Source organism: Mycobacteroides sp. CBMA 271 (assembly GCF_009729205.1).
Classification (GTDB): domain Bacteria; phylum Actinomycetota; class Actinomycetes; order Mycobacteriales; family Mycobacteriaceae; genus Mycobacterium.
This window is the reverse complement of sequence record NZ_VTHB01000004.1, coordinates 1-21,257: the sequence shown is the minus strand read 5'-3', so window position 1 is coordinate 21,257 and position 21,257 is coordinate 1. Positions and strand designations below refer to the sequence as shown.

The window sequence follows — 21,257 nt, the reverse complement described above, 5'->3', positions numbered from 1 at the left end:
CAGGTTGCCCCGCGGTCGGTTACCGTGGCGCGCATGTACCCGGTCGGATTGCCTCAGTACACCTATCCCCCGCGCCGGCATCCGTGGGAGATCGGGCTGCTCGTCGCCGTTGTCTTGTTCACGGTTCTGCTCTACATCGGCGCGATACTCGCCATCATCGGGTACGTAGCCGATCCCGAGCATGTCCAGTTGAACATCATCGTCGTCGCGCTGGCCGCCACTCCCCTGACCCTGTTCCTGGGTCGAGGCATCCTCTACGGGCAACAGCGGGTGAACGGCGTAAAAATGTCGCCCACCCAGTTCCCCGAGGGCTACGCCATGGTGGTCGAGGCCGCGCAGCGCTTCGGACTGCACGAGTTGCCCGACGCCTACGTCGTGCTGGGCAACGGCCAGATCAACGCCTTCGCGAGCGGGCACGGCTTCCGCCGCTTCGTCGTCGTCTACAGCGACCTGTTCGAGATCGGCGGCGAGGCACGCGATCCGCACGCACTGGCCTTCATCATCGGCCACGAGGTCGGCCACATCGCCGCCGGGCACGCGTCGTATTGGCGTCAGTTCGCCCAGACCGCGATGAACTTCGTCCCGTTCCTCGGCACGTCACTGTCGCGATCCATGGAATACACCGCCGACAACCACGGATACTCCATGCGCCCCACTGGAATTCAGGGCGCCATTGGCGTCATGGCGGCCGGTAAGTACCTGCTCAAGCGGGTCGAGTTCGACACTCTGGCCAACCGTGCCACCTTGGAGACCGGATTCTTCGTCTGGCTGGTCAACATGCTGTCCAGCCATCCCGTACACACGTGGCGCGCGGCGGCGCTGCGGAATCGGCAGCAGGCCGGGTCGTTGTTCTTCCGACCCAAGCTGCTGCCGCCGACTCCCATTCCTCCGGTGCCGCCGCTGCTACCGCCCGCACCGCCTCCGATACCGCACGGATACGCGCCGCCTCAGCAGTCGTACATGTTCGACAATCCGCCTCCGCGGTACTAGTCGAACGTCGGCGGCTCGGTGCGGGTGCGCTTGAGCTCGTAGAAGTGCGGGTAGGACGCGAAGATCACCGAGGCGTCCCACAGCTTCCCGGCCTCCTCGCCGCGCGGAGTCTTCGAGATCACCGGACCGAAGAAGGCGACGCCGTTGACGTGGATGGTCGGGGTGCCCACATCGGGTCCCACCTTGTCCATCCCGGCGTGGTGGCTGACGCGCAGCGCATCGTCGTAGTCGGTGGACTCGGCCGCGTCCGCGAGCTCGGCGGGCAGGCCCACTTCGGCCAGCGATTCGGCGATCACCGCGGGTAGGTCCTTGTTGTCCTGGTTGTGGATCCGGGTGCCCATTGCGGTGTATAGCGGCTCCAGGATCTCGGGGCCCTTCACCTGTTCGGCGGCGATGGCCACCCGCACGGGGCCCCAGGCGGTCTTCATGAGTTCGACGTAGCGCTCCGGCAGGTCGTCGCGGCCCTCGTTGAGGACGGCCAGGCTCATCACCCGGAACTTGACGTCGATATCGCGAACCTTCTGGACCTCCAGGATCCACCGCGAGGTGATCCAGCACCACGGACACAGCGGATCGAACCAGAACTCGGCGAGGTCCTTCTTGCCTGCAGACATTGCGCGCCTTTCGAATGTGGTTTGGCCAACACGTAACGCAACTCCCGATCCTGCCGCCGTGTTCCCGCCACCGCCACCCGCTACGTTGGGTACGTGGCACTTCCTAACCTCACCCGTGACCAGGCCGCGGCCCGAGCCGCAGCGATCGACGTCGAGCACTATGCGATCACCCTCGACCTCACCGACGCCGACGGCGGCCCCAGCGAAGAAACCTTCCACTCGTCGACCACCGTCACCTTCACTGCGCAACCGGGGGCGTCGACGGTCATCGATATCGCCGCCCGCACTGTGCTCCGCGTCGAGCTCAACGGCGCCGAGGTGGACGTCAGTGGGTACGACGAGGAGAACGGCATCACACTGCCCGAGCTCGCGGCCACAAACACCGTGGTGGTGGAGGCCGACTTTGAGTACTCGCACACCGGCGAGGGCCTGCACCGTTTCGTCGATCCCGTAGACGATGAGGTGTACCTCTATTCGCAGTTCGAGACCGCCGACGCCAAGCGGATGTTCGCCTGCTTCGATCAGCCCGATCTGAAGGCCACGTTCGACGTCACGGTGACTGCCCCCACGCACTGGCAGGTGATTTCCAACGGCGCGCCGCTGTCGGTGGCCGACAGCGTGCACACCTTCGCGACCACCCCGAAGATGAGCACCTACCTGGTGGCGCTGATCGCCGGTCCGTACGCGCGCTGGAACGACGAGTACTCCGATGATCACGGCAGCATCGACCTGGGCATCTACTGCCGCGCTTCACTGTCCGAGTTCATGGATGCCGAACGGCTGTTCACCGAGACCAAGCAGGGATTTGGCTTTTACCACAAGAACTTTGGCATCCCGTACGCGTTCGGCAAGTACGACCAGCTGTTCGTCCCCGAGTTCAACGCCGGCGCGATGGAGAACGCCGGTGCGGTGACATTCCTGGAGGACTACGTCTTCCGCAGCAAGGTCACCAAGTACTCCTACGAGCGTCGCGCCGAGACCGTGCTGCACGAGATGGCGCACATGTGGTTCGGCGATCTGGTCACCATGCGCTGGTGGGATGACCTGTGGCTCAACGAGTCCTTCGCGACCTTCGCTTCGGTGCTGTGCCAGGCCGAGGCCACCGAATACACCGAGGCCTGGACCACTTTCGCCAATGTCGAGAAGTCCTGGGCGTATCGGCAAGACCAGCTGCCGTCGACCCACCCAGTGGCCGCCGACATTCCCGATCTTGCCGCAGTCGAGGTGAACTTCGACGGCATCACCTACGCCAAGGGCGCCAGTGTGCTCAAACAGCTTGTGGCGTATGTCGGCTTGGAGAACTTCCTGTCTGGCCTGCGCGCGTACTTCCAGGCGCACGCGTTCGGCAATGCGACGTTTGACGACCTGTTGGGGGCGCTTGAGGAGGCCTCGGGGCGCAACCTGTCGGACTGGGGCACACAGTGGCTCAAGACAACCGGGTTGAACACCCTCTCCCCCGAATTCGAGGTGGACGACGACGGGAAGTTCACCCGGTTCGCGGTCAAGCAATCCGGCGCGACGCCGGGCGCCGGTGAGACGCGGGTACACCGCCTGGCCGTTGGGGTCTACGACGACGACGGCTCCGGCAAGCTGGTACGCACTCATCGCGAGGAACTGGACGTCGAAGGTTCGTTGACGGATGTGCCTGCGCTGGTTGGCGTTTCCCGCGGCAAACTGATCTTGGTGAACGACGATGACCTGACGTACTGCTCGTTGCGGCTTGACGAGGAGTCGCTTCAGACCGTGTTGTCACGAATCGCCGACATCGCCGACCCGTTGCCGCGCACGATGGCATGGTCGGCCGCCTGGGAGATGACCCGTGAGGCCGAGCTGAAGGCGCGGGATTTCGTCGAGCTGGTATCCACCGGCGTGCATGCCGAGTCGGAAGTCGGTGTGGCGCAACGTCTGCTGCTGCAGGCGCAGACGGCGTTGAGCTCGTATGCGGAACCCGAATGGGCGCGCGAGCACGGTTGGCCGGCATTCGCCGACCGGCTACTGGAACTGGCCCGCGGCGCCGAGGCGGGTTCGGATCATCAACTCGCGTTCGTCAACGCCTTCACCACATCGGTGTTGTCGGCGGGACACACCGTGGTTCTGCAGGCGCTGCTGGACGCCGATCCGGCGGCACTGGATCTGCCGGGGTTGGCAGTGGACACCGACCTGCGGTGGCGAATCGTGAACGCACTGGCGGCATCCGGAGCCTTGGAGCCGGATGCTTCGGTGTTCATCGACGCGGAGCTGGAGCGCGATCAGACCGCGGCCGGTAAGCGCCAGGCTGCGCAAGCACGGGCGGCGCGTCCGGTGGCCGAGGTCAAGGAGGCCGCGTGGAAGCAGGTCATCGAGGATGACACGCTCCCCAACATCACCGCGCGATCGGTGATCGCGGGAATCGTCCAGCCCGGGCAGGCGAAGCTGCTGGCGCCGTTCGCGGGTCGCTACTTCGACGTCATCGAAGATGTGTGGGCGCGGCGTTCCAGCGAAGTGGCTCAGACCGTGGTGATTGGCCTGTATCCGTCTTGGGATATTTCAACAGAGGCTATTCAGCAGTCGGACGGCTTCCTGGCCAAGGAGATCCCTGCATCGCTCTACCGGCTGGTGTCCGAGGGGCGCGCCGGTATCGTCAGGTCGCTCAAGGCCCGCGAGTTCGACGCCCAGTAACTCTTTCGCCGACAGTGAAGCTATTGCGGGATTTCGACCAATTTCCCGCAATAGCTTCACTGTCGGCGGGCTAACGCTTCGCGCACTCGGCGGATGACGTCGTCGGGATGGTCCTCGGCGACCACCCGGACGATCAGCCAACCCAGGCGCTCGAGCATCTCCAGCCGCTTGATGTCCTTGACGTACTGCCTGCGGTCGCTGCGATGTTGGTCGCCGTCGTACTCGACGCCGACCATGACGTCTTCCCAGCCCATGTCGATGTACGCGAGTGGGACGAAGTCCCCGTCGTGCACCAGGATCTGCGTACTTGGGCGAGGCAACCCAGCGCGGACCAGCAGGAGCCGTAGCCAGGTCTCCTTTGGCGACTGTGCCCCCGCGTCGACCAGTTCCAGTGCAGTCCTTGCTCGTCGGATCCCACGCCGACCCCCGTAGCGTTCTGCCAGCTTCAGCACTTCGGACTTCTTGAGCTCCGTCGCCCTACTCAGCGCGTCAATCGCAGCCACCGCGTGCGCCGATGGATACCGACAGGCCAGATCGAGTGCGGTACGCGCAGGCGTCGTGACTCGCATGCCCTCAACGAGACAGATCTCGCCACCTGCGATCTCAGAGGACCACACGGTGATCCCCGCCTGCCGATGCCGGTTGTCATGGATCACCTCAGCGTTGCGGACGGGATCGACCCACCGAGCACCGTGCAGCGCGGACGCTGAGTGGCCGGCCAGGACCCCACTCCGGTCCGTCCACAACCAACACGCTCTGGCGCGTTCAACAGCCGTAAGCTCCGCGCCCCTCGGTATGTACACGTCGCGGTGGATGGCAACAAACCGGGTACGCAATGCATGGAGGCTCAGCCGACCAGATCTGACGGCTTCACTGCCGATAAAAGACTCCCCCATAGGCGGAGTCTGCACCTACCCCCTGACACGCATCGAGCGTGAAGTTAGTGCGGGAAATCCACGAAAATCCCGCACTAGCTTCACGCTCGGCGAAGAGGGTTCAGGGACGGGCGATGGCGGCGCTCATGACGCGCACCGCGCTGATGATCCCGTCGAGCAAGTTGCCTTCCTTGAACGACGCCATCGCGGCGGCGACACCCAGGTCGGCCGCCGACTCGGCACCCCGACCCTTAAGAGCCGCGCCGTAGACGACCTCGACGACGTGCTGGTTGGGCGACACGGCGATAAGCACGGCCTCTTCGGGGGTCGGCACCTTCAGGAAGACGTCACGCGCACCCACGTTGGTGTCGGACCCAAGGTCGCCGATGTACACGGCGAACCGCGCCTCAGACGAGCGGCTGCCGTACGTAAGGGCATCATCCAGCGTCGCCAGCTCGTAGTTGGGGAACGGGTAGTCGACCGACAGTGCACCCGGCTCGGTGACGCCCGATAGACGTCCGTTGATGGTCTCGGCCCAGCCGCGAGGTAGCGCCCCTGCTGGATTGGTTGCGACTTCACCACTTGCCACGTGCGGACCCTCCAATCGACTGCGCCGCTCCATGCGCGTGCCCGTCATCGTGGCCATGCCCATGGGCATCACCAATGTTCTCGTCAACGGCTGCCCACAGGATGGGGGCATGCGACCAGCCGTCGTTCATGTTGAACGTGGCAGGGTGCGGGCCCTTCTTGCGCATGGTCCACAGACCGACGAGCACGAAGAAGATCGGTGTGATCAGGGCTACCCAGACCGGCATCCCGATATACGTGGGGCTGTTGAGGAAGCTCACGATGCAAACCGTAGCCGAGCACTCTGGTCTTCGCGCAAGCGGCTCATCCGACCGCACGCCAAAGTCACGCCGCGCCCTCTCCTAGGTATCGCACCCACGCCGGGTCGAGTTCCTTGACCGACGACAACAGCCGCCAGTGCTGTCCCTTGGGCGGCATCGGCGTGGTGTGCAATACCCAGCCCAGGTCTGCCAGCAGCCGGTCGGCCTTGCGGTGGTTACAGCTGGAACAGCAGGCCACGCAGTTCTCCCACGAGTGCGGCCCGCCCTTGCTGCGGGGGATCACATGATCGATGGTGTCGGCCCGGCCGCCGCAATACGCGCAGCGGAACCGGTCGCGATGCATCAGCGCCGCGCGCGTCATCGGAACACGAGCCCGATACGGCACCCGCACGAACGCACGGAGTCTGATCACCGAGGGAACCGCGACCGAGGTCGTCGCGGAGTGAATGACGGGAGCACCCGGATCGTCGTGCACGACGTCTGCCTTGCCGCACAGCAGCATGATCACGGCGCGGCGCATCGGCAGCGCGGTGAGCGGCTCGTATGTGGAGTTCAGCAATAACACGCGACGCCGGCCCCATAGGGAACCGGCGTCGTTGGATTGTTGGGTGGGCATCGCCCCAGGAATCCTGTTACCAGGGATCCCCGGGACACTGTGCAGTATTCGGGCCGTCCCGTTCTGGGTCGGCCCTGCGCTGGCACTGCTATGCCGGTGCCCACGGCTTTTCTTGTGTTGAGGCATTGTCACCAGTGCACCACGATTCCCCGGTCTTCGCACGACAATTTACGACGTGTTCGCAGGTCAATCCAATGAACATCGAGTGACGAACCCGGCTGAGCCCACGATGTACCTACCGGCACAATGGCTTATGTGAGCGCGCCAGCACCTGAAACCTTCTACGACGCCGTCGGTGGCGCTGCGACGTTCCACGCCATTGTGGCCCGGTTTTACGAGCTCGTGGCCGATGACGAGGTGCTGCGCCCGCTTTATCCCGAGGAGGACCTGACCGGCGCCGAGAATCGCCTTCGGATGTTCCTTGAGCAGTACTGGGGCGGCCCCCGAACCTACTCGGACCAGCGCGGCCATCCACGCCTCCGGATGCGTCATGCGCCGTATCGGATCGGCCCCATCGAACGCGACGCGTGGCTACGGTGCATGCGGACCGCGGTCGATTCCATCGACCGGAACACGCTCGACGATGACCACCGGACCCAGCTCTGGAGCTACCTGGAGATGGCGGCGCAATCGATGATGAACTCGCCATTCTGACAGTCGATCGCGATTCGTGGCAGGAGCCACCGTGGTGCAGAATGATCAACCGTGACCGCCGCCTACTTGGGCCAACATGACGACCCCTGGTGGTCGCGAGCCGTCTTTTATCAGATCTACCCGCGGTCGTTCGGCGACAGCGACGGTGACGGCGTCGGGGATCTCGACGGCATATCAGCAAAGCTCGGCTACCTTGATCTCCTCGGCATCGAGGGAATCTGGCTAAATCCTGTTACCAGATCCCCGATGGCCGACCACGGCTACGACGTGTCCAATCCGCGGGAGATCGATCCGTTGTTCGGCGGGCTGACCGCGATGCACCGGCTCATCGCCTCCGCCCACCGGCACGACATCAAGGTCATCATGGACCTGGTCCCCAACCACACCAGTTCCGAGCATCGTTGGTTTATCGAGGCTCTCGCCGCCAAGCCGGATAGTGATGCCCGCGCACGCTACATCTTCCGTGACGGCAAGGGCGTCAATGGTGAACTGCCGCCCAACAATTGGCCATCGGTGTTCGGTGGGCCGGCCTGGACACGGGTGACCGAGCCCGACGGCACCCCCGGCCAGTGGTACCTGCATCTATTCGCCCCCGAACAGCCGGACGTCAACTGGGACAACCCCGAGGTGTTCGACGACTTCGCCGACACCCTGCGCTTCTGGCTCGACCGGGGCATCGACGGGTTCCGCCTTGACGTCGCCCACGGCATGGCCAAGCCACCCGGGCTGCCCGATATCGAGAACACCGACACCTCGATGCTGCATATCGCCGACGACGACCCGCGATTCAACAACGAGGGCGTGCACGAGCACCACCGCAAGATCCGCAAGGTGCTCGACCAGTTCCGCGATGTCGTTGCGGTGGGCGAGATCTGGGTGAACGACAACGCGCGCTTCGCCGAGTACGTCAGGCCCGACGAGCTGCATCTCGGATTCAATTTCAAACTGGTGGAGGCCGATTTCGAGGCCGACAAGATCCGCGCCGCCATCGAAAACTCGCTTGCGGCAGTGGACTCCGTGGGGGCCACGCCTACCTGGACATTGTCCAACCACGATGTGGAACGCGAGGTAACGCGCTACGGCGATGGATCGATTGGGCAGTGGCGGGCCCGCGCCATGGCCCTGGTGATGCTGGCGTTGCCGGGAACTGTCTTCATCTACAACGGTTCAGAACTCGGACTTCCCAACGTCGATCTGCCCGACGAGGCCCTGCAGGATCCGGTGTGGGAGCGCTCCGGCCACACCGAACGTGGTCGCGACGGCTGCCGGGTGCCGATCCCCTGGGAGGGTACCGATCCGCCTTACGGCTTCTCCATCAACGACCAGACCTGGCTGCCGATGCCGCACGGCTGGGCCGATTTCACCGTGGAACGCCAGTTGGAGCGCACCGATTCCATGCTGTCGCTGTACCGACGTGCCATCGAATTGCGCAGAAGCCGAACAGAATTCGGCGGCACCAGCCTGGAGTGGTACGGCAGCCCCGAAAATGCGCTCGCCTTCCGCGTCAAGGGCGGCGGGTTGACCTGCGCCCTGAACGTAAGCAGCGACCTGGTGGACTTGCCCGACGGCGAGGTGATCTTGAGTAGCGGACCGCTCGTCAACGGCAAGCTGCCGCGCAACACCGCGGCCTGGATCGTCTAGCGCACCGTCAGCGACAGATCGGTCCGCCGGCGATACACCGAACCGAACCGGGCGTCCAGCCGCAACCACGCGGGCAACGCCCGCACCCGCACAGGTTCGTCGTCGGCGGGGCTCGTCGGAATGAATCCCATTGCCGTCAAGGCGAACACACAACGCATTGGGACATCAATCTGTTGGCCGTTGGCGCCCTCTATGGCTACCACCGATTGATCAAGCAGCGACACGGGCGGACCGTGGGCGCTGCCGTGTTCGCGGGCCAGCTCTCCCCCACGCTGCGCCAGCTCGAGCACCGACCGTGCAGGAATGTCATCGAGATACTCGAAGCCGTTGTCGGCGGGCAGCGCACCGCGCCACACCGAATCCATGGGGAACCCCGGGTTCACATACCCATCCGGATCCGGCGCCTGCAGGCCGCGCAACAGCTCGTCGGCAGCGGCGGTGATATCGGGGTTACTGAGCTCACCGCGTACCGCGCGGCAGACCAGGACATCGAATTGTGTTGCGGCCCAGATAACCACCCGTCCGTCCTCGCGCGCACGCAGCCGCACCACGGCCGAATCGTCGATCCGCAGCGTGCGGGTGAGGAAGGTCATCAGGTCGTTGCGGTCAACAGCGTCGCGTACCCGCAGCGGGGCCTCGCTCATGGCCGAGACCATTTCTGCAGATACTCGCGGTGAGCGTCGGTGAGTCGCAGCAGAGTTTGGCTGTCGAGGTGGAAGGTCACCAGCTGGGTGTCCGCGATCACCGCGGGTTTGGAGTCAGGCGCCGCGTCCACCCCGCGCACTTCATAGTTGATCGTGAAGTCCACTGCCCGGATCTTCGATACCCACATGGTCACTTGCAGTGGCGAGTCCGCGAGCCGCACCTGCCCCTTGTACTTGACGTGAACATCGGCGATGAGCAGGCCCGTCGTGGTGATCTCGGCCCCAAAAACGTCCCGTAGGAAGGGCACTCGCGCCTCTTCCAGGATTGTCACCATCGTCGCGTGGTTGACGTGCTGGTACATGTCGATATCGGACCAGCGGACCGGCACCGCCGCGACATAGCCGGGCTTCTCAGAACTCATGGCTCCATCATGCAGGACCGGTGATGCTGCTCCTGATCATCCCTCTGATCTGACGCGCTGCCACCGAGAGCGTCGCCAGGTCCGGTTCGCCCGAGGCGAAGATCTCCGCGAGCGTGCTACGCGCCCGCTCCAGCCGCGAGGCGTTGGTGAACTCCCACTCGGCGATCTTCTGCTCGCCGGTCTCGTCGGGTTCGCCGACGGAGAGCACGTCCATCGTGAGCGCCCGCAGTGAGGCGTAGATGTCGTCGCGGATCGCCAACCGGGCCAAGGCATGCCACCGGTCATTGCGCTCCAGCTGAGACACCGCGGTCAGCAGATCGTCCACCCGTAGGTCATCCATCAGGGTGAAGTACAGATCGGCGACCTCCTCGCCATCCCGGTCCGCAATATCGGCGATGTCGATGATGTCCAGCAGGCTGAATCCGTAGAGGCAGCCGGCGACGTCACTGGCCAGATCGGCCGGAACGCCCAGTGCCATCAAGTCTTCGGCCTGTTTGGTGACGATCTCCAGGTCATGGCCGCGCAGCCAGGTGGTGAGCTTTGGGGTCAGCTCCGCGATGCCTTGCGCAAAGCGGTTGATCTCGGCACCGACCGCCAGCGGCTGAGGCCGGTAACTGATCAGCCACCGCGACGCCCGGTCCAGCAGACGTCGCATATCTAGGGTCAGCCGGTCCGACACTGCCACCGGGACATCGGCATGCCGGATGCGGTCCCACAACGAGCGCAGCCCAAAGATGGCCTCCACCGCCACATACGTCTTGAGTCCGTCCACCGAACCAGTTCCGGCGTCTTCGAACAGCCGGTACACGTACGTGATTCCGCCACAGTCGACCACCGAGTTCACCAGCATGGTGGCATAGATCTCTTTGCGCAAAGGATGCTTGCGGATCTCCGCATCGAATCGTGTCCGCAGCGCGTCGGGGAAGTAATGCACCATGCGCCGCAGGGTGACCTCTTGTTCGGGGGCATCACTGGCCAACAGGTCGGCCTTAAGCGCAAGCTTCACGTGCGCCATCAGCGTCGATAACTCCGGTGACGTCAAACCGATTCCGAGCGCGACGCGGCGCTCGATCTCCTTCTCCGACGGCAACGCCTCCAGCTCGCGGTCCAGTCCCCGATCGGCAACAAAGTGAGCGATCTGGCGTGCATGTACGGTCAGCAGCGAGGCCGCGTTGGCACGGCTGGTGCCCATCAGGTTGTTCTGGGATTCGTTATCGGCCAACACAAGTGCGGCGACATCGTCGGTCATGGACTCCAGCAGCGCCGTGCGCTCGGAGGCCTCGATTTTGCCGGCGCTCACCAAGGAGTCGATCAGAATCTTGATGTTGACCTCATGGTCGGAGCAATCCACCCCGGCCGAGTTGTCCAGCGCGTCGGTGTTGACCCGACCGCCATTGAGCTCGAATTCGATGCGCCCCCGCGAGGTCAGGCCGAGGTTTCCGCCCTCCCCGATCACCTTGGCGCGCACCTGGCTTCCGTTGACACGGACCGCATCGTTGGCCTTGTCTCCCACCTCGGCCTGCGATTCGCTCTCGGCCTTGATGTAGGTGCCGATCCCGCCGTTGAAGAACAGGTCGACCGGGGCGAGCAGAATGGCCCGCACGAGCTGTGGCGGCGTCATTTCGCTGACGTCGCTGTCGATTCCGAGCGCCTCGCGAACCTCGGGGCTGATCGGAACCGACTTCTGTTCCTTGCTGTACACGCCGCCGCCGGCGCTGATAAGGGAAGCGTTGTAGTCGGCCCAACTGGAGCGCTCCAACGCGAACATGCGTTTACGTTCTGCCCAGGAGGAGGCCGGATCCGGGTTGGGATCCAGGAAGATGTGCCGGTGGTCGAATGCGGCAACCAGCTTGATGTGCTGCGACAGCAGCATGCCGTTGCCGAACACGTCGCCGCTCATGTCGCCGACCCCAGCGACGGTGAAATCCTCTGTCTGGGTGTCGATCCCGATTTCCAGGAAGTGCCGTTTGACGCTCTCCCAGGCGCCACGGGCGGTGATGCCCATGGCCTTGTGGTCGTAGCCCACGGAGCCACCCGAGGCGAAGGCGTCGCCCAGCCAGAAGCCATAGGACTTGGCGACATCGTTGGCGATGTCGGAGAACGTCGCGGTGCCCTTGTCCGCCGCTACCACCAGATAGGTGTCATCGCCGTCGCGCCGGCGCACCCCGGGCGGCGGGATGACTGCGTTGGTGGCGCTGTCCAGATTGTCGGTCAGATCGAGGAGTCCGCCGATGAATCGCCGATAGCATTCGACGCCCTCGGCCCGGAACGCATCCCGATCGACCGCCGCGTCGCCGGTGGACTGCGGCGGTTGTTTGACGACGAACCCGCCCTTGGCGCCGACAGGAACGATGACGGCGTTCTTTACGGCCTGGGCCTTGACCAGTCCCAGGATTTCAGTCCGGAAGTCCTCGCGGCGGTCCGACCATCGCAGCCCGCCGCGGGCGACGGGGCCGAAGCGCAGGTGCACACCCTCGACGCGGGGTGAGTACACGAAGATCTCGAACCGTGGCCGAGGCTCGGGCAGCTCCTCGATCTCACGCGGGTTGAGCTTGAATGCGAGTACTCCCTTGGCACGCGCCGAGTTCTCGTCCGTCACAAAATAGTTGGTGCGCAGGGTGGACTGGATCAGCGTAAAGAATGCGCGCAGCACCCGGTCGGTGTCGAGGCTGACGACCTTCTCGATCTCGGCCAGCACCTCCGCGGCCTTGGTGTCGGCGAGGGCGTCGTCGGTGACGGCGGGATCGAATCGAGCCTCGAACAGTTCCACGAAATCTCGCGCAGTGGTGGAGTTGTCGGCAAGCACCGTCTCAATATGTGCCTGGCTGTACGGGAAGCCGGCCTGCCGCAGGTATTTGGCATATCCGCGCAGGATGGTGATCTGGCCGGCGGTGAGCCCGGCGCGCAGCACCAGTTCGTTGAACCTGTCGGTCTCCACATAGCCATTCCAGACATCTTCGATCGCGTCCGTGAACAGGTGCGCGCGATGCTGTACACCATCGGCGTCGAAGGTTCGCGCGATCGCCGGGTGCACCACGATGCGGAATGCGTACAGCGAGACGGTAAGCCCGTCGGGGCGGGTGAAGTGATAGGGGCGCTCCTCGAGCACGTCGACACCCATGCTGTGCAGGACGGGCAGCACCTGACTCAGCGATGCCGAGCGCCCACCGAGGTACATGCTGAGCACACCGGTGGCCGGCTCTTCGGCGGCGTCGTAGGCCAGGTCCAGCGAGTTATCCTGGAGTCCTTCGATTCTCGCGATATCGTCGATCGCGTCCACGGGCGTGACGTTCTGTTTGAACACCTCGGGCAGGATGACCGAATACCGTTCCGCGCACGCCCGGTCGATCGGCGAGTCGGGACGTACCGCGCTGACGAGGCGGTCGCTCCAGGTCCGACTCGTCTGGGTGATCAGGCCCTGCAATCGAATCCTGTTGGCCTCGGACGTATCGACGCTCGTGGACAGATTGTCCTCGGGCATGCGGATCGTGAAATGAACCAAAGCCCAGGGTGATTCGCTGACCCGCGCGGTGTAGTCGATGCCGGTGCCGCCGAGTTCACGCACCAAGGTGTCTTGCATGGCCAGCCGCACCGTGGTGGTGTACCGGTCACGGGGCAGATACACCAATGCGGTCACGAAATTTCCGAGCTCGTCCGAACGGAGGAACAGCAGTGAACCCGGGTGCGCACCAATGTTTCTCACGGCGGTGACGATGTTCTGTAGTTGGTCCACGCCCACCGTGAACAGCTCCGCGCGCGGCAGGTTTTGCATGATGTCGATCAGCATGTGTCCGGCCAGCGAGTCCTGGTTGGCGTCCGAGCGCGCCAGCACCTGATGCACCCGATCGGAGATCACCGGGATATCCAGCACGTCGGCGTTCATGGCGGCGACGGTAAACACACCGACCAGGCGATGTTCGATGGCCGGACCATTGCCGTCGTCCTGCCGGATCACCACGATGTTCGGGTAAATGGCATACCGCAGGTAGGTCGGCACGGTCGCCTGCGCCAAAACCAGCAGCTCGTCGTTGTGGGTGAGCTGCGGAAGCACCTCTTCGCGCCGCTTGAGCAGGCCGAGCCGGCTTGATTCATCGACCGTGGCGCGTCCATCCTCGACGGTGCACCGCTGATAGCCCAGCACCGTGAAGTTGCCCTCCACGAGCCAACGCAGCAGGTTGGCGACCTCGGTCAACTCGGCAGACGAGAACCTGGTGGTACCCGCCGAGGCGTCCAGGTCGGCGGCCAACTCGATGACCGCCTCGCGCATGGCGGCGGTGTCCGCGGCGACATGACTGCCGTCTTCGAGGGTGTTCGGCAACTGCGTCTCGATGAAGGCCAGCCGCTCGGCGTCGATGGACGGCGGAAGCTGCAGGTGGATCCAGCATTCCGCGTCGGTGGCGTTGTCGCTGTGCGGATTGTCGACCGGTTCCGCCGAAAGCAGGGTGCCATCGGCGGAGCGTTGGACGGTGAATACCGGATCCATCAGATCCACGATGGCGACACCCAATCGTCGCAACAGCACGGTGATGGACTCGGTGAGCAGTGGCGTGTAGTCGGTGACCAACTGCAATGCGGTCCCTAGGCCAGCGTCGTCTCCATTGCGGTAGACGGCCATCGAAATCGCATGCGGTTCTCGGCGCGCCGCCAGCCGCAGCAGCGCACGCATGAGCGCCTCGCGCACGGGTGGCGCCGACGATGCAGCGTGGCCGTCGGCGTCGAGGGCATCGCCGGATTCCTGGTCGCCCAGGAACCGGGCGTGACTAAACGCAGCCGACAGCGCATCGATCGTCGGAACGCCAGATCCATTGGCAGATGGCGTGTTTTTGGGGGTCGTGGTCCCTGTGTTAACAGTCACGCAGAACGCTCCTGGCCGAGGTTGCGTGCCGGGGATTGGCACGCAACGCTCACCCTAGTCGCGCGTCAGGCGGCGGTGGGTAACTCTGTGAGGTCTGGCTGCATCGATACCCAACCGTTCCACCTTGTTCTCTTCGTACGCCTGGAAGTTACCTTCGAACCAGTACCAGGAAGCGGGGTTGTCGTCGCTTCCCTCCCACGCCAGGATGTGCGTGCAGGTGCGGTCCAGGAACCACCGGTCGTGCGAGATGACGACCGCGCAGCCGGGGAAGAGTTCGAGCGCGTTTTCCAGCGAGCTCAGGGTTTCGACGTCGAGGTCGTTGGTCGGCTCGTCGAGCAGGATCAGGTTTCCGCCCTGCTTAAGGGTGAGCGCCAGGTTAAGACGGTTGCGCTCACCACCGGAGAGCACACCGGCCGGCTTCTGCTGATCCGGCCCCTTGAACCCGAACGCGGAAACATAAGCCCGCGATGGCATTTCATTCTGGCCGACGACAATGTGGTCAAGGCCGTCGGAAACGACCTCCCACACGTTCTTCTTGGGGTCGATGCCGGCCCGGCTCTGGTCGACGTAGCTCAACTTGACGGTCTCGCCGACCTTGACCTCACCGCCGTCGGCCGTTTCCAACCCGACGATCGTCTTGAACAGGGTCGTCTTGCCGACACCGTTGGGCCCGATGACGCCGACGATGCCGTTTCGGGGCAGTGTGAACGACAGGTCCTTGATGAGGGTGCGTTCCTCGAACCCCTTTTCGAGGTTGGACACCTCGACCACCACATTGCCAAGCCGCGGGCCGGTGGGAATCTGGATCTCTTCGAAGTCGAGCTTGCGCGTCTTCTCCGCCTCGGCGGCCATCTCCTCGTACCGCCCGAGCCGCGCCTTGTTCTTGGCCTGGCGGGCCTTGGCACCCGAACGCACCCAGGCGAGTTCCTCCTGTAGGCGCTTGTGCAGCTTGGCGTCCTTACGGCCCTGCACGGCGATGCGCTCGGCCTTCTTCTCCAGGTACGTGGAGTAGTTGCCCTCGTAGGGGTATGCCCGGCCGCGGTCGAGTTCCAAAATCCATTCGGCCACGTTGTCCAGGAAGTACCGATCGTGGGTCACGGCCAGGATCGCACCCGGGTAGCTGGCCAGGTGCTGCTCAAGCCACAGCACGCTCTCGGCATCCAGGTGGTTGGTGGGTTCGTCGAGCAACAGCAGGTCCGGCTTGGACAGCAGCAGCTTGCACAGCGCGACCCGTCGACGCTCACCACCGGACAGATGCGTCACCATCTCCTCCGGCGGCGGGCAGCGCAACGCGTCCATCGCCTGCTCCAGCTGTGAGTCGATGTCCCAGGCGTCGGCGGCGTCCAGCTCTTCCTGGAGCTTGCCCATCTCTTCCATGAGCTCGTCGGTGTAATCGGTGGCCATCAATTCGGCGACCTCGTTGTACCGATTGAGCTTGCCCTTGAGGGCCACGCCGGCCTCGACGTTCTCACGAACCGTCTTCGTCTCATCCAGCTTCGGCTCCTGCATCAGGATCCCGACGCTGGCCCCGTTGGCCAGGAACGCCTCGCCGTTGTTCGGCGTGTCCAGCCCCGCCATGATCTTCAGAACACTGGATTTACCGGCACCGTTCGGGCCGACGACACCGATCTTGGCGCCCGGTAAGAAGCTCAGCGTGACATCGTCGAGGATGACCTTGTCGCCATGCGCCTTGCGGACTTTCATCATCGTGTAGATGTACTCAGCCATTGCCGCGCTGTCGCCTCTCCTCTAAGTTTCTTTCGCCGCAGCTCACGGTCGATCTGGTGAGCTGCCCGACCCATCCTAGGTGAGAGGCGACCGCGCGGTCGCCGGCGTCAGCTCAGGATCAAGCGCTCAACGCAAGGTTTACTGCCTCCTCCGCGATCTCCTCTGTCTCCACGGGCTCCGCCGCCGAATCCTCGGCACCGGGATCGGGTTGCTCCACCGCCCCCGAGTCGTCCTGCCTGCCGCTGTGCCCGGCCTTCTCGATCCGGGCCATGGTCCGTGACAGATCCTGCCCAACGGCGAGCGCCTTCATCTCGGTGACTTGGCGACGGTTACCTTCCTTGTCCTCGAACTCGCTGGTGTGCAGATAGCCATGCACGATCACCGGCGACCCTTTCCCCAGCGCGGCCCCCACGCCGGGGACCAACCTGCCCCAACAGCTGACGTTGAGGAACAGGGAATTCGAGTTCACCCAGCTGCCGTCGTCGCGCCGACGGCGGGCATTACTGGCGATGCGAAATCTGATCATCTCCTCGGAGCCGACTTGACGTCGCTTCAAATCGCCAACGATGGAACCGATCACGGTCACCGGTGTCTCAAACATGGTCATGCCTTCCTTGATCATCTGCGCACCGCTGAATCGGTGCCCGTCGTGGCTCCAGTAACCCGCTGTGCACCGACACCGCGGCGCGACAAGTGCGGGTGCGCAGCTGGTGACTGTGGATGAACATCGGATTGGGGATAACTGGCCGATCGGTCCCACCACCCGTACCTTGCTGACATGACGGTTTGGATCATGCACCGCCCCGAGGACGAAGTCGCCGCCGAATTGGGGGCCTCGACAGGCCCATTGGCGGGTCTGCGGCTCGCGGTCAAGGACAACGTGGACGTAGCCGGTGTGCCCACGACCGCGGCGTGCCCGGAGTACGCCTACATCCCCGACCGGGACGCCCCGGCGGTCGCGGCCCTGCGCACCGCGGGCGCCGTCGTCATCGGCAAGACAAACCTCGATCAATTCGCGACTGGGCTGGTGGGCGCGCGTTCGCCCTACGGCGCGGTATCCGACTCACGCCGTCCCGAATACATCAGCGGCGGTTCCAGTTCCGGATCGGCGGTGGCCGTCGCAACCGGCGAGGCCGACATCGCGATCGGGACCGACACCGCAGGGTCCGGACGGGTGCCCGCGGGGCTACAAGGCATCGTCGGGATCAAGCCGACCGTCGGCGTCATCTCCACCGAGGGTGTGGTGCCCGCCTGCGAATCCTATGACTGTGTCACGATTTTCGCCTCGACTCTGGCCACGGCCAACACAGCGATGGCCGCCATGAGCGCCGCGGCCGGGCCGCGGTCCTGGCCGGCCAACACCCGATACGCCGCTCCCCCGCAGCCCACCGTCGCCATTCCGCGCGAGCTTCCCGCATTGGATGAGTTGTGGCGCAATGCGTTTCATGCGACCGTCGAGCATCTTCGAGCAGCGGGAGCGACGATCATCGAGATCGATCTGGCGCCGTTCCTGGCCGCCGCGAAGCTGCTGTACGAGGGAGCGCTGGTCAGCGAACGCTACGCCGCCGTGGGTGAATTCATCGATAAAAACCCCGACGCCACACTGGATCCGACTGTCACAAAGATCATTTCAGGCGCGCGAGATATCCCAGCCCACCGCCTGGTGAGCGATCGCGCCGAGGTACAACGTCTACGCGAGGAAGCCCTGACCTCGCTGGCCGGCGCGGACGCGCTGCTGGTGCCCACCGCGCCGCTGCATCCGACGATCGAACAAGTGGCCGCCGACCCGATTGGCGTCAACGCGACCATGGGGACCTACACCAACTTCTGCAATCTGTTCGATATGTGCGGGGTGGCGGTGCCCGCAGGAACAGCGGGCGAGGCTCAATTCGGGGTGACTGTGCTCGCCCGCGCCTTCGACGACGCAGTGGCGTTCGACATTGCCGCGACGGTCACCGGAGATGCTGCGGGACCGGATATCTGGCCAACATCCAGCACGTTGTCGCACGAACTTGCGGTGTTCGGCGCCCACCTCAAAGGTGGACCGCTGGAGTTCCAGCTCACCGATCTGGGGGCGCGTTGGGTAGGCCCGATCCGAACCGCCCCGACATACCGGATGGCGGCCCTGCGCACCATCCCGCCCAAACCAGGTCTCACGCGCTCCGAAGAGGACGGGGTGAGCATCGGCGGCGAGATCTGGCGGCTCTCCCCCGCCGCATTGGGCACCTTCCTGGCGCAGCTGCCCGAGCCCATGCTGCTGGGCAAGGTCGAATGCGATGACGGCTTGTGGCGCACCGGATTCGGCTGTGACGGCGCCGCCGCGCAGGCCGGCACCGATATCAGCGAGCATGGAAGCTGGCCGGCGGCCATCGCCGCGGGCGCGGTGTAGAACGGTCTTCGCGCCAGCGGCTCATCGACTTAACTGCGCGATTTCTCGTCGTGCTGAGCCATTTTGGCCAGCATGGCGTTGTAGGCAGCCAGGTCGGCGTCGTCGTCACGCTCGGCAGCACGATCCTGACGGCGGGCCAGCCGCTCGTCCGAGCGTGACCACTGGATGACCAACGCGATCATCACCACCATCAGCGGCAGCTCGCCCGTGGCCCACGTGATGGCGCCGCCCATGTGTTGATCGGCGGCCAGGTCGATCCGCCACGGCAGACCAAGATTGCTGTAGAACTTCTCGCCGAGAATCGATTTGGTGCCCATCAGGATGACGCCGAAGAAGGCATGCAACGGCAGCGACACCAGCACGATGCCGAGTTTGGCGACCGGCGGCAGACGCCGCGGAGACGGATCGATGCCGATGACCACCCAATAGAACAGATAACCGCTCAGCAGGAAGTGCAGATTCATCGCCAAGTGCGCGGCATGCACATCGACGGCGGCGTCGTAGAGCCCGCTGAGATACAGACCGTAGAACCCGCCGATGAACAACGACGTCGCCACCAATGGATGCGTCAAGACACGAGAGAACGTGCTGTGCAATGCAATCTGCACCCACTCACGTAAACCTGGTGGACCGCCCTTGCCCGCGGCAGGCAGCACCCGCAGCAGCAAGGTCATGGGTCCGCCAAGCACAAGGAGCACAGGCACAAGCATCGAGAGCGTCATGTGCGCGACCATGTGGATGCTGAACATGGCGGGCATGTACCGACCAACCCCCGACGAGGTGGCGATCAACAGGAAGAAGCAGCCGAACAACCAGGAGATGGTGCGCCCCAGCGGCCATCCGTCGCCGCGTTGCTTCAGCCGTCGCACCCCAACCAGGTAGGCGACAGCGAAAACGATGGCGGCCGTTCCGAAGATAAGGTCGAAACGCCAGTCGAACATCAGTCGCTGCGGCGTCGGCGGCCCCGCCAGCGGGTAACCGATGGCGACCTCGACGGGTGACGGATTCAGATTCAGCGGTGGCGGTGGCGGGGTACGGCCCAGCCCCACCGCGATACCGAAGGTGACCGCGAAAATGGCGGCCTCACATCCCGCGAGCCGAATCAGCGGCCGACGATTCTGCGGCTCCTCGGTCAATGCCGTTATCGCCGAACGCCGTTGCAGGTAACCCAGCACACCCAGAACAAGCAACGCGGTCATCTTGCCCACTAATAGCCATCCGTAGCGGGTGGTGACCAGGTCCGAAAGCTGTACCCGAATAAGCGCGTTGATGATTCCGCTGAGCCCTATCGCGACGTAGCACCACAGCGCCAGTGTCGAGAATCTGCGCGCGGCCACATCGAGATGACCACCACCGCGCAGCGCGTGAATCAGCAGCGCGACCAGCCCGCCCGCCCACAGCGCGGCGGAGACCAGATGAATGATGAGGCTGTTCGTGCCCAGGTCATGGGCACCGCCGGCGGCCGAATGCCCCACCAACGCGAGCGGCATCAATGACGACACCGATCCGAGCACCAGCAACGGCGTCCAAGACCAGCGCAAAACCACCCGGCTCGCGATCGCGACACCGGCGGCGATGAAGGCCATCCAGCGCCAGGCGTTCACGGTGTCGATTTCTCCCGCGAGTGACCACAGCTCTCCGGGGCCGAAATCGCTGACCGGCTGACCGGACACATCTGACACCGACAGCGGCACCATGGCCGCCGAGAGCACTGCAAGCGCGGTCGAAGCCGCCGTGCCAACACGCAGAGAGCGGTACCCGTCTACGTCGAGCACACCGCTTGACTGCGGAGGGACGAAGAAGGCAGCCAAAACGAACGCACCGACGGCGACAACGGCCGCGATTTCCGCGGCGGCCCGCACGAACGGCAGACCATAGGAGGTGACCGGGCCCGGGTTCGGCAGACCGGTCGCGAGCAGGGCGTCGGTGAGCGACAGTGCGCCGATGGTGGCCGCAACCAGGCCTGCGACGACAGCCATGCCGACGACGATTGTCCAGATCGACGAATCGGTCTGTCGGGTGGTGGGGGTCGTCGTCACGAGTCAAGGGTATGGCGAGATGCGATCCGCATGGTCACCGGTTCGATAGACTCTGGTCCGGCTAGCGCCGCATGCCTCCGTAGCTCAGTCGGATAGAGCAAGGGCCTTCTAATCCCTAGGTCGCAGGTTCGATTCCTGCCGGGGGCGCTGACAGTGGTGTATGACGTCGGGTGATGCTTGACGTTTCGTCTTCGGGTGATGGGCGACAGTGTTTCGGCGGATGCTTTACATCTACTTCGGTTGATCCTTGACACTCCCTGAATGAGGGAGTTGAGCGTGGTCGA

16 protein-coding genes and 1 tRNA gene are annotated in these 21,257 nt (G+C 64.4%); 6 read left to right on the top strand and 11 right to left on the bottom strand.

Annotated elements, in window-relative coordinates; all coding sequences use genetic code 11:
* The first annotated feature begins 33 nt into the window (after positions 1–33).
* Positions 34–990: a M48 family metallopeptidase gene (locus FZI91_RS11390; protein WP_155939150.1), complete on the top strand. Its 957-nt coding sequence runs from the start codon at positions 34–36 to the stop codon at positions 988–990.
* Here the strand turns inward: FZI91_RS11390 and FZI91_RS11385 are convergent.
* Positions 987–1,604 (bottom strand): DsbA family protein, encoded by a 618-nt coding sequence (locus FZI91_RS11385; protein WP_155939149.1) that lies wholly within the window; start codon positions 1,602–1,604, stop codon positions 987–989. The genes FZI91_RS11390 and FZI91_RS11385 overlap by 4 nt on opposite strands.
* Positions 1,605–1,697: 93 nt before the next feature.
* Here FZI91_RS11385 and pepN point away from each other — a divergent pair, with 93 nt between their 5' ends.
* Positions 1,698–4,262: an aminopeptidase N gene (gene pepN, locus FZI91_RS11380; RefSeq protein ID WP_162525631.1), complete on the top strand. Its 2,565-nt coding sequence runs from the start codon at positions 1,698–1,700 to the stop codon at positions 4,260–4,262.
* Between the two features lie 56 nt (positions 4,263–4,318).
* Here pepN and FZI91_RS11375 read toward each other — a convergent pair whose 3' ends face one another.
* The 4 genes from FZI91_RS11375 to FZI91_RS11360 form a co-directional block, all read right to left on the bottom strand.
* Complete coding sequence (locus FZI91_RS11375) at positions 4,319–5,158, bottom strand: endonuclease domain-containing protein (protein WP_155939148.1); 840 nt, start codon at positions 5,156–5,158, stop codon at positions 4,319–4,321.
* 100 nt (positions 5,159–5,258) lie between these two features.
* Positions 5,259–5,726, bottom strand: coding sequence for a DUF5130 domain-containing protein (locus FZI91_RS11370; protein WP_162525632.1), 468 nt, complete (start codon positions 5,724–5,726; stop codon positions 5,259–5,261).
* Entirely contained in the window at positions 5,713–5,985 is a 273-nt protein-coding gene (locus FZI91_RS11365) for a hypothetical protein (RefSeq protein ID WP_162525633.1), read from the bottom strand. The genes FZI91_RS11370 and FZI91_RS11365 overlap by 14 nt, the downstream gene beginning before the upstream one ends.
* A gap of 64 nt (positions 5,986–6,049) precedes the next feature.
* Positions 6,050–6,601 (bottom strand): HNH endonuclease, encoded by a 552-nt coding sequence (locus tag FZI91_RS11360; RefSeq protein ID WP_155939147.1) that lies wholly within the window; start codon positions 6,599–6,601, stop codon positions 6,050–6,052.
* Between the two features lie 246 nt (positions 6,602–6,847).
* Here FZI91_RS11360 and FZI91_RS11355 point away from each other — a divergent pair, with 246 nt between their 5' ends.
* Positions 6,848–7,255 carry a globin gene (locus FZI91_RS11355; protein WP_155939146.1) on the top strand — a complete coding sequence of 136 codons (408 nt, stop codon included), beginning with the start codon at positions 6,848–6,850 and terminating at the stop codon, positions 7,253–7,255.
* 51 nt (positions 7,256–7,306) lie between these two features.
* Positions 7,307–8,896 carry a glycoside hydrolase family 13 protein gene (locus tag FZI91_RS11350; protein ID WP_162525634.1) on the top strand — a complete coding sequence of 530 codons (1,590 nt, stop codon included), beginning with the start codon at positions 7,307–7,309 and terminating at the stop codon, positions 8,894–8,896.
* Here the strand turns inward: FZI91_RS11350 and FZI91_RS11345 are convergent.
* From FZI91_RS11345 to ssb, 5 genes are all read right to left on the bottom strand, one after another.
* The gene (locus FZI91_RS11345) at positions 8,893–9,540 is read right to left on the bottom strand and encodes a hypothetical protein (protein WP_155939145.1); all 648 of its coding nucleotides are present in this window, start codon (positions 9,538–9,540) and stop codon (positions 8,893–8,895) included. The two genes, FZI91_RS11350 and FZI91_RS11345, sit on opposite strands and share 4 nt — an antisense overlap.
* Positions 9,537–9,962 carry a thioesterase family protein gene (locus FZI91_RS11340; protein ID WP_155939144.1) on the bottom strand — a complete coding sequence of 142 codons (426 nt, stop codon included), beginning with the start codon at positions 9,960–9,962 and terminating at the stop codon, positions 9,537–9,539. Before FZI91_RS11340 ends, FZI91_RS11345 begins: the two co-directional genes overlap by 4 nt.
* A gap of 7 nt (positions 9,963–9,969) precedes the next feature.
* Positions 9,970–14,643: an NAD-glutamate dehydrogenase gene (locus FZI91_RS11335; RefSeq protein ID WP_162525683.1), complete on the bottom strand. Its 4,674-nt coding sequence runs from the start codon at positions 14,641–14,643 to the stop codon at positions 9,970–9,972.
* Positions 14,644–14,871: 228 nt separating this feature from the next.
* Entirely contained in the window at positions 14,872–16,545 is a 1,674-nt protein-coding gene (gene ettA, locus FZI91_RS11330) for an energy-dependent translational throttle protein EttA (protein WP_155939143.1), read from the bottom strand.
* Between the two features lie 118 nt (positions 16,546–16,663).
* Positions 16,664–17,146, bottom strand: a complete 483-nt coding sequence (gene ssb, locus FZI91_RS11325; RefSeq protein ID WP_155939142.1) for a single-stranded DNA-binding protein — start codon at positions 17,144–17,146, stop codon at positions 16,664–16,666.
* Positions 17,147–17,323: 177 nt separating this feature from the next.
* Here ssb and atzF point away from each other — a divergent pair, with 177 nt between their 5' ends.
* Complete coding sequence (atzF, locus tag FZI91_RS11320) at positions 17,324–18,934, top strand: allophanate hydrolase (RefSeq protein WP_155939141.1); 1,611 nt, start codon at positions 17,324–17,326, stop codon at positions 18,932–18,934.
* A 29-nt stretch (positions 18,935–18,963) separates the two neighbouring features.
* On the opposite strand, the gene FZI91_RS11315 is transcribed toward atzF, so the two are convergent.
* A complete protein-coding gene (locus FZI91_RS11315) occupies positions 18,964–20,973 on the bottom strand; it encodes a cytochrome c oxidase assembly protein (protein WP_162525635.1) in 2,010 nt (669 codons plus the stop codon).
* 73 nt (positions 20,974–21,046) lie between these two features.
* Between FZI91_RS11315 and FZI91_RS11310 the strand changes: the two genes are divergently transcribed.
* Positions 21,047–21,120 (top strand) — tRNA-Arg (locus FZI91_RS11310).
* Positions 21,121–21,257 lie beyond the last annotated feature (137 nt).

What these genes read in the sequence shown, in the direction of transcription:
- FZI91_RS11360 (WP_155939147.1), bottom strand. Translation starts at nt 6,601, where the DNA reads ATGCCCACCCAACAATCCAACGACGCCGGTTCCCTATGGGGCCGGCGT.
- FZI91_RS11340 (WP_155939144.1), bottom strand. Translation starts at nt 9,962, where the DNA reads ATGAGTTCTGAGAAGCCCGGCTATGTCGCGGCGGTGCCGGTCCGCTGG.
- ssb (WP_155939142.1), bottom strand. Translation starts at nt 17,146, where the DNA reads ATGTTTGAGACACCGGTGACCGTGATCGGTTCCATCGTTGGCGATTTG.
- FZI91_RS11385 (WP_155939149.1), bottom strand. Translation starts at nt 1,604, where the DNA reads ATGTCTGCAGGCAAGAAGGACCTCGCCGAGTTCTGGTTCGATCCGCTG.
- FZI91_RS11345 (WP_155939145.1), bottom strand. Translation starts at nt 9,540, where the DNA reads ATGAGCGAGGCCCCGCTGCGGGTACGCGACGCTGTTGACCGCAACGAC.
- FZI91_RS11375 (WP_155939148.1), bottom strand. Translation starts at nt 5,158, where the DNA reads ATGGGGGAGTCTTTTATCGGCAGTGAAGCCGTCAGATCTGGTCGGCTG.
- atzF (WP_155939141.1), top strand. Translation starts at nt 17,324, where the DNA reads ATGACGGTTTGGATCATGCACCGCCCCGAGGACGAAGTCGCCGCCGAA.
- ettA (WP_155939143.1), bottom strand. Translation starts at nt 16,545, where the DNA reads ATGGCTGAGTACATCTACACGATGATGAAAGTCCGCAAGGCGCATGGC.
- FZI91_RS11390 (WP_155939150.1), top strand. Translation starts at nt 34, where the DNA reads ATGTACCCGGTCGGATTGCCTCAGTACACCTATCCCCCGCGCCGGCAT.
- FZI91_RS11355 (WP_155939146.1), top strand. Translation starts at nt 6,848, where the DNA reads ATGGCTTATGTGAGCGCGCCAGCACCTGAAACCTTCTACGACGCCGTC.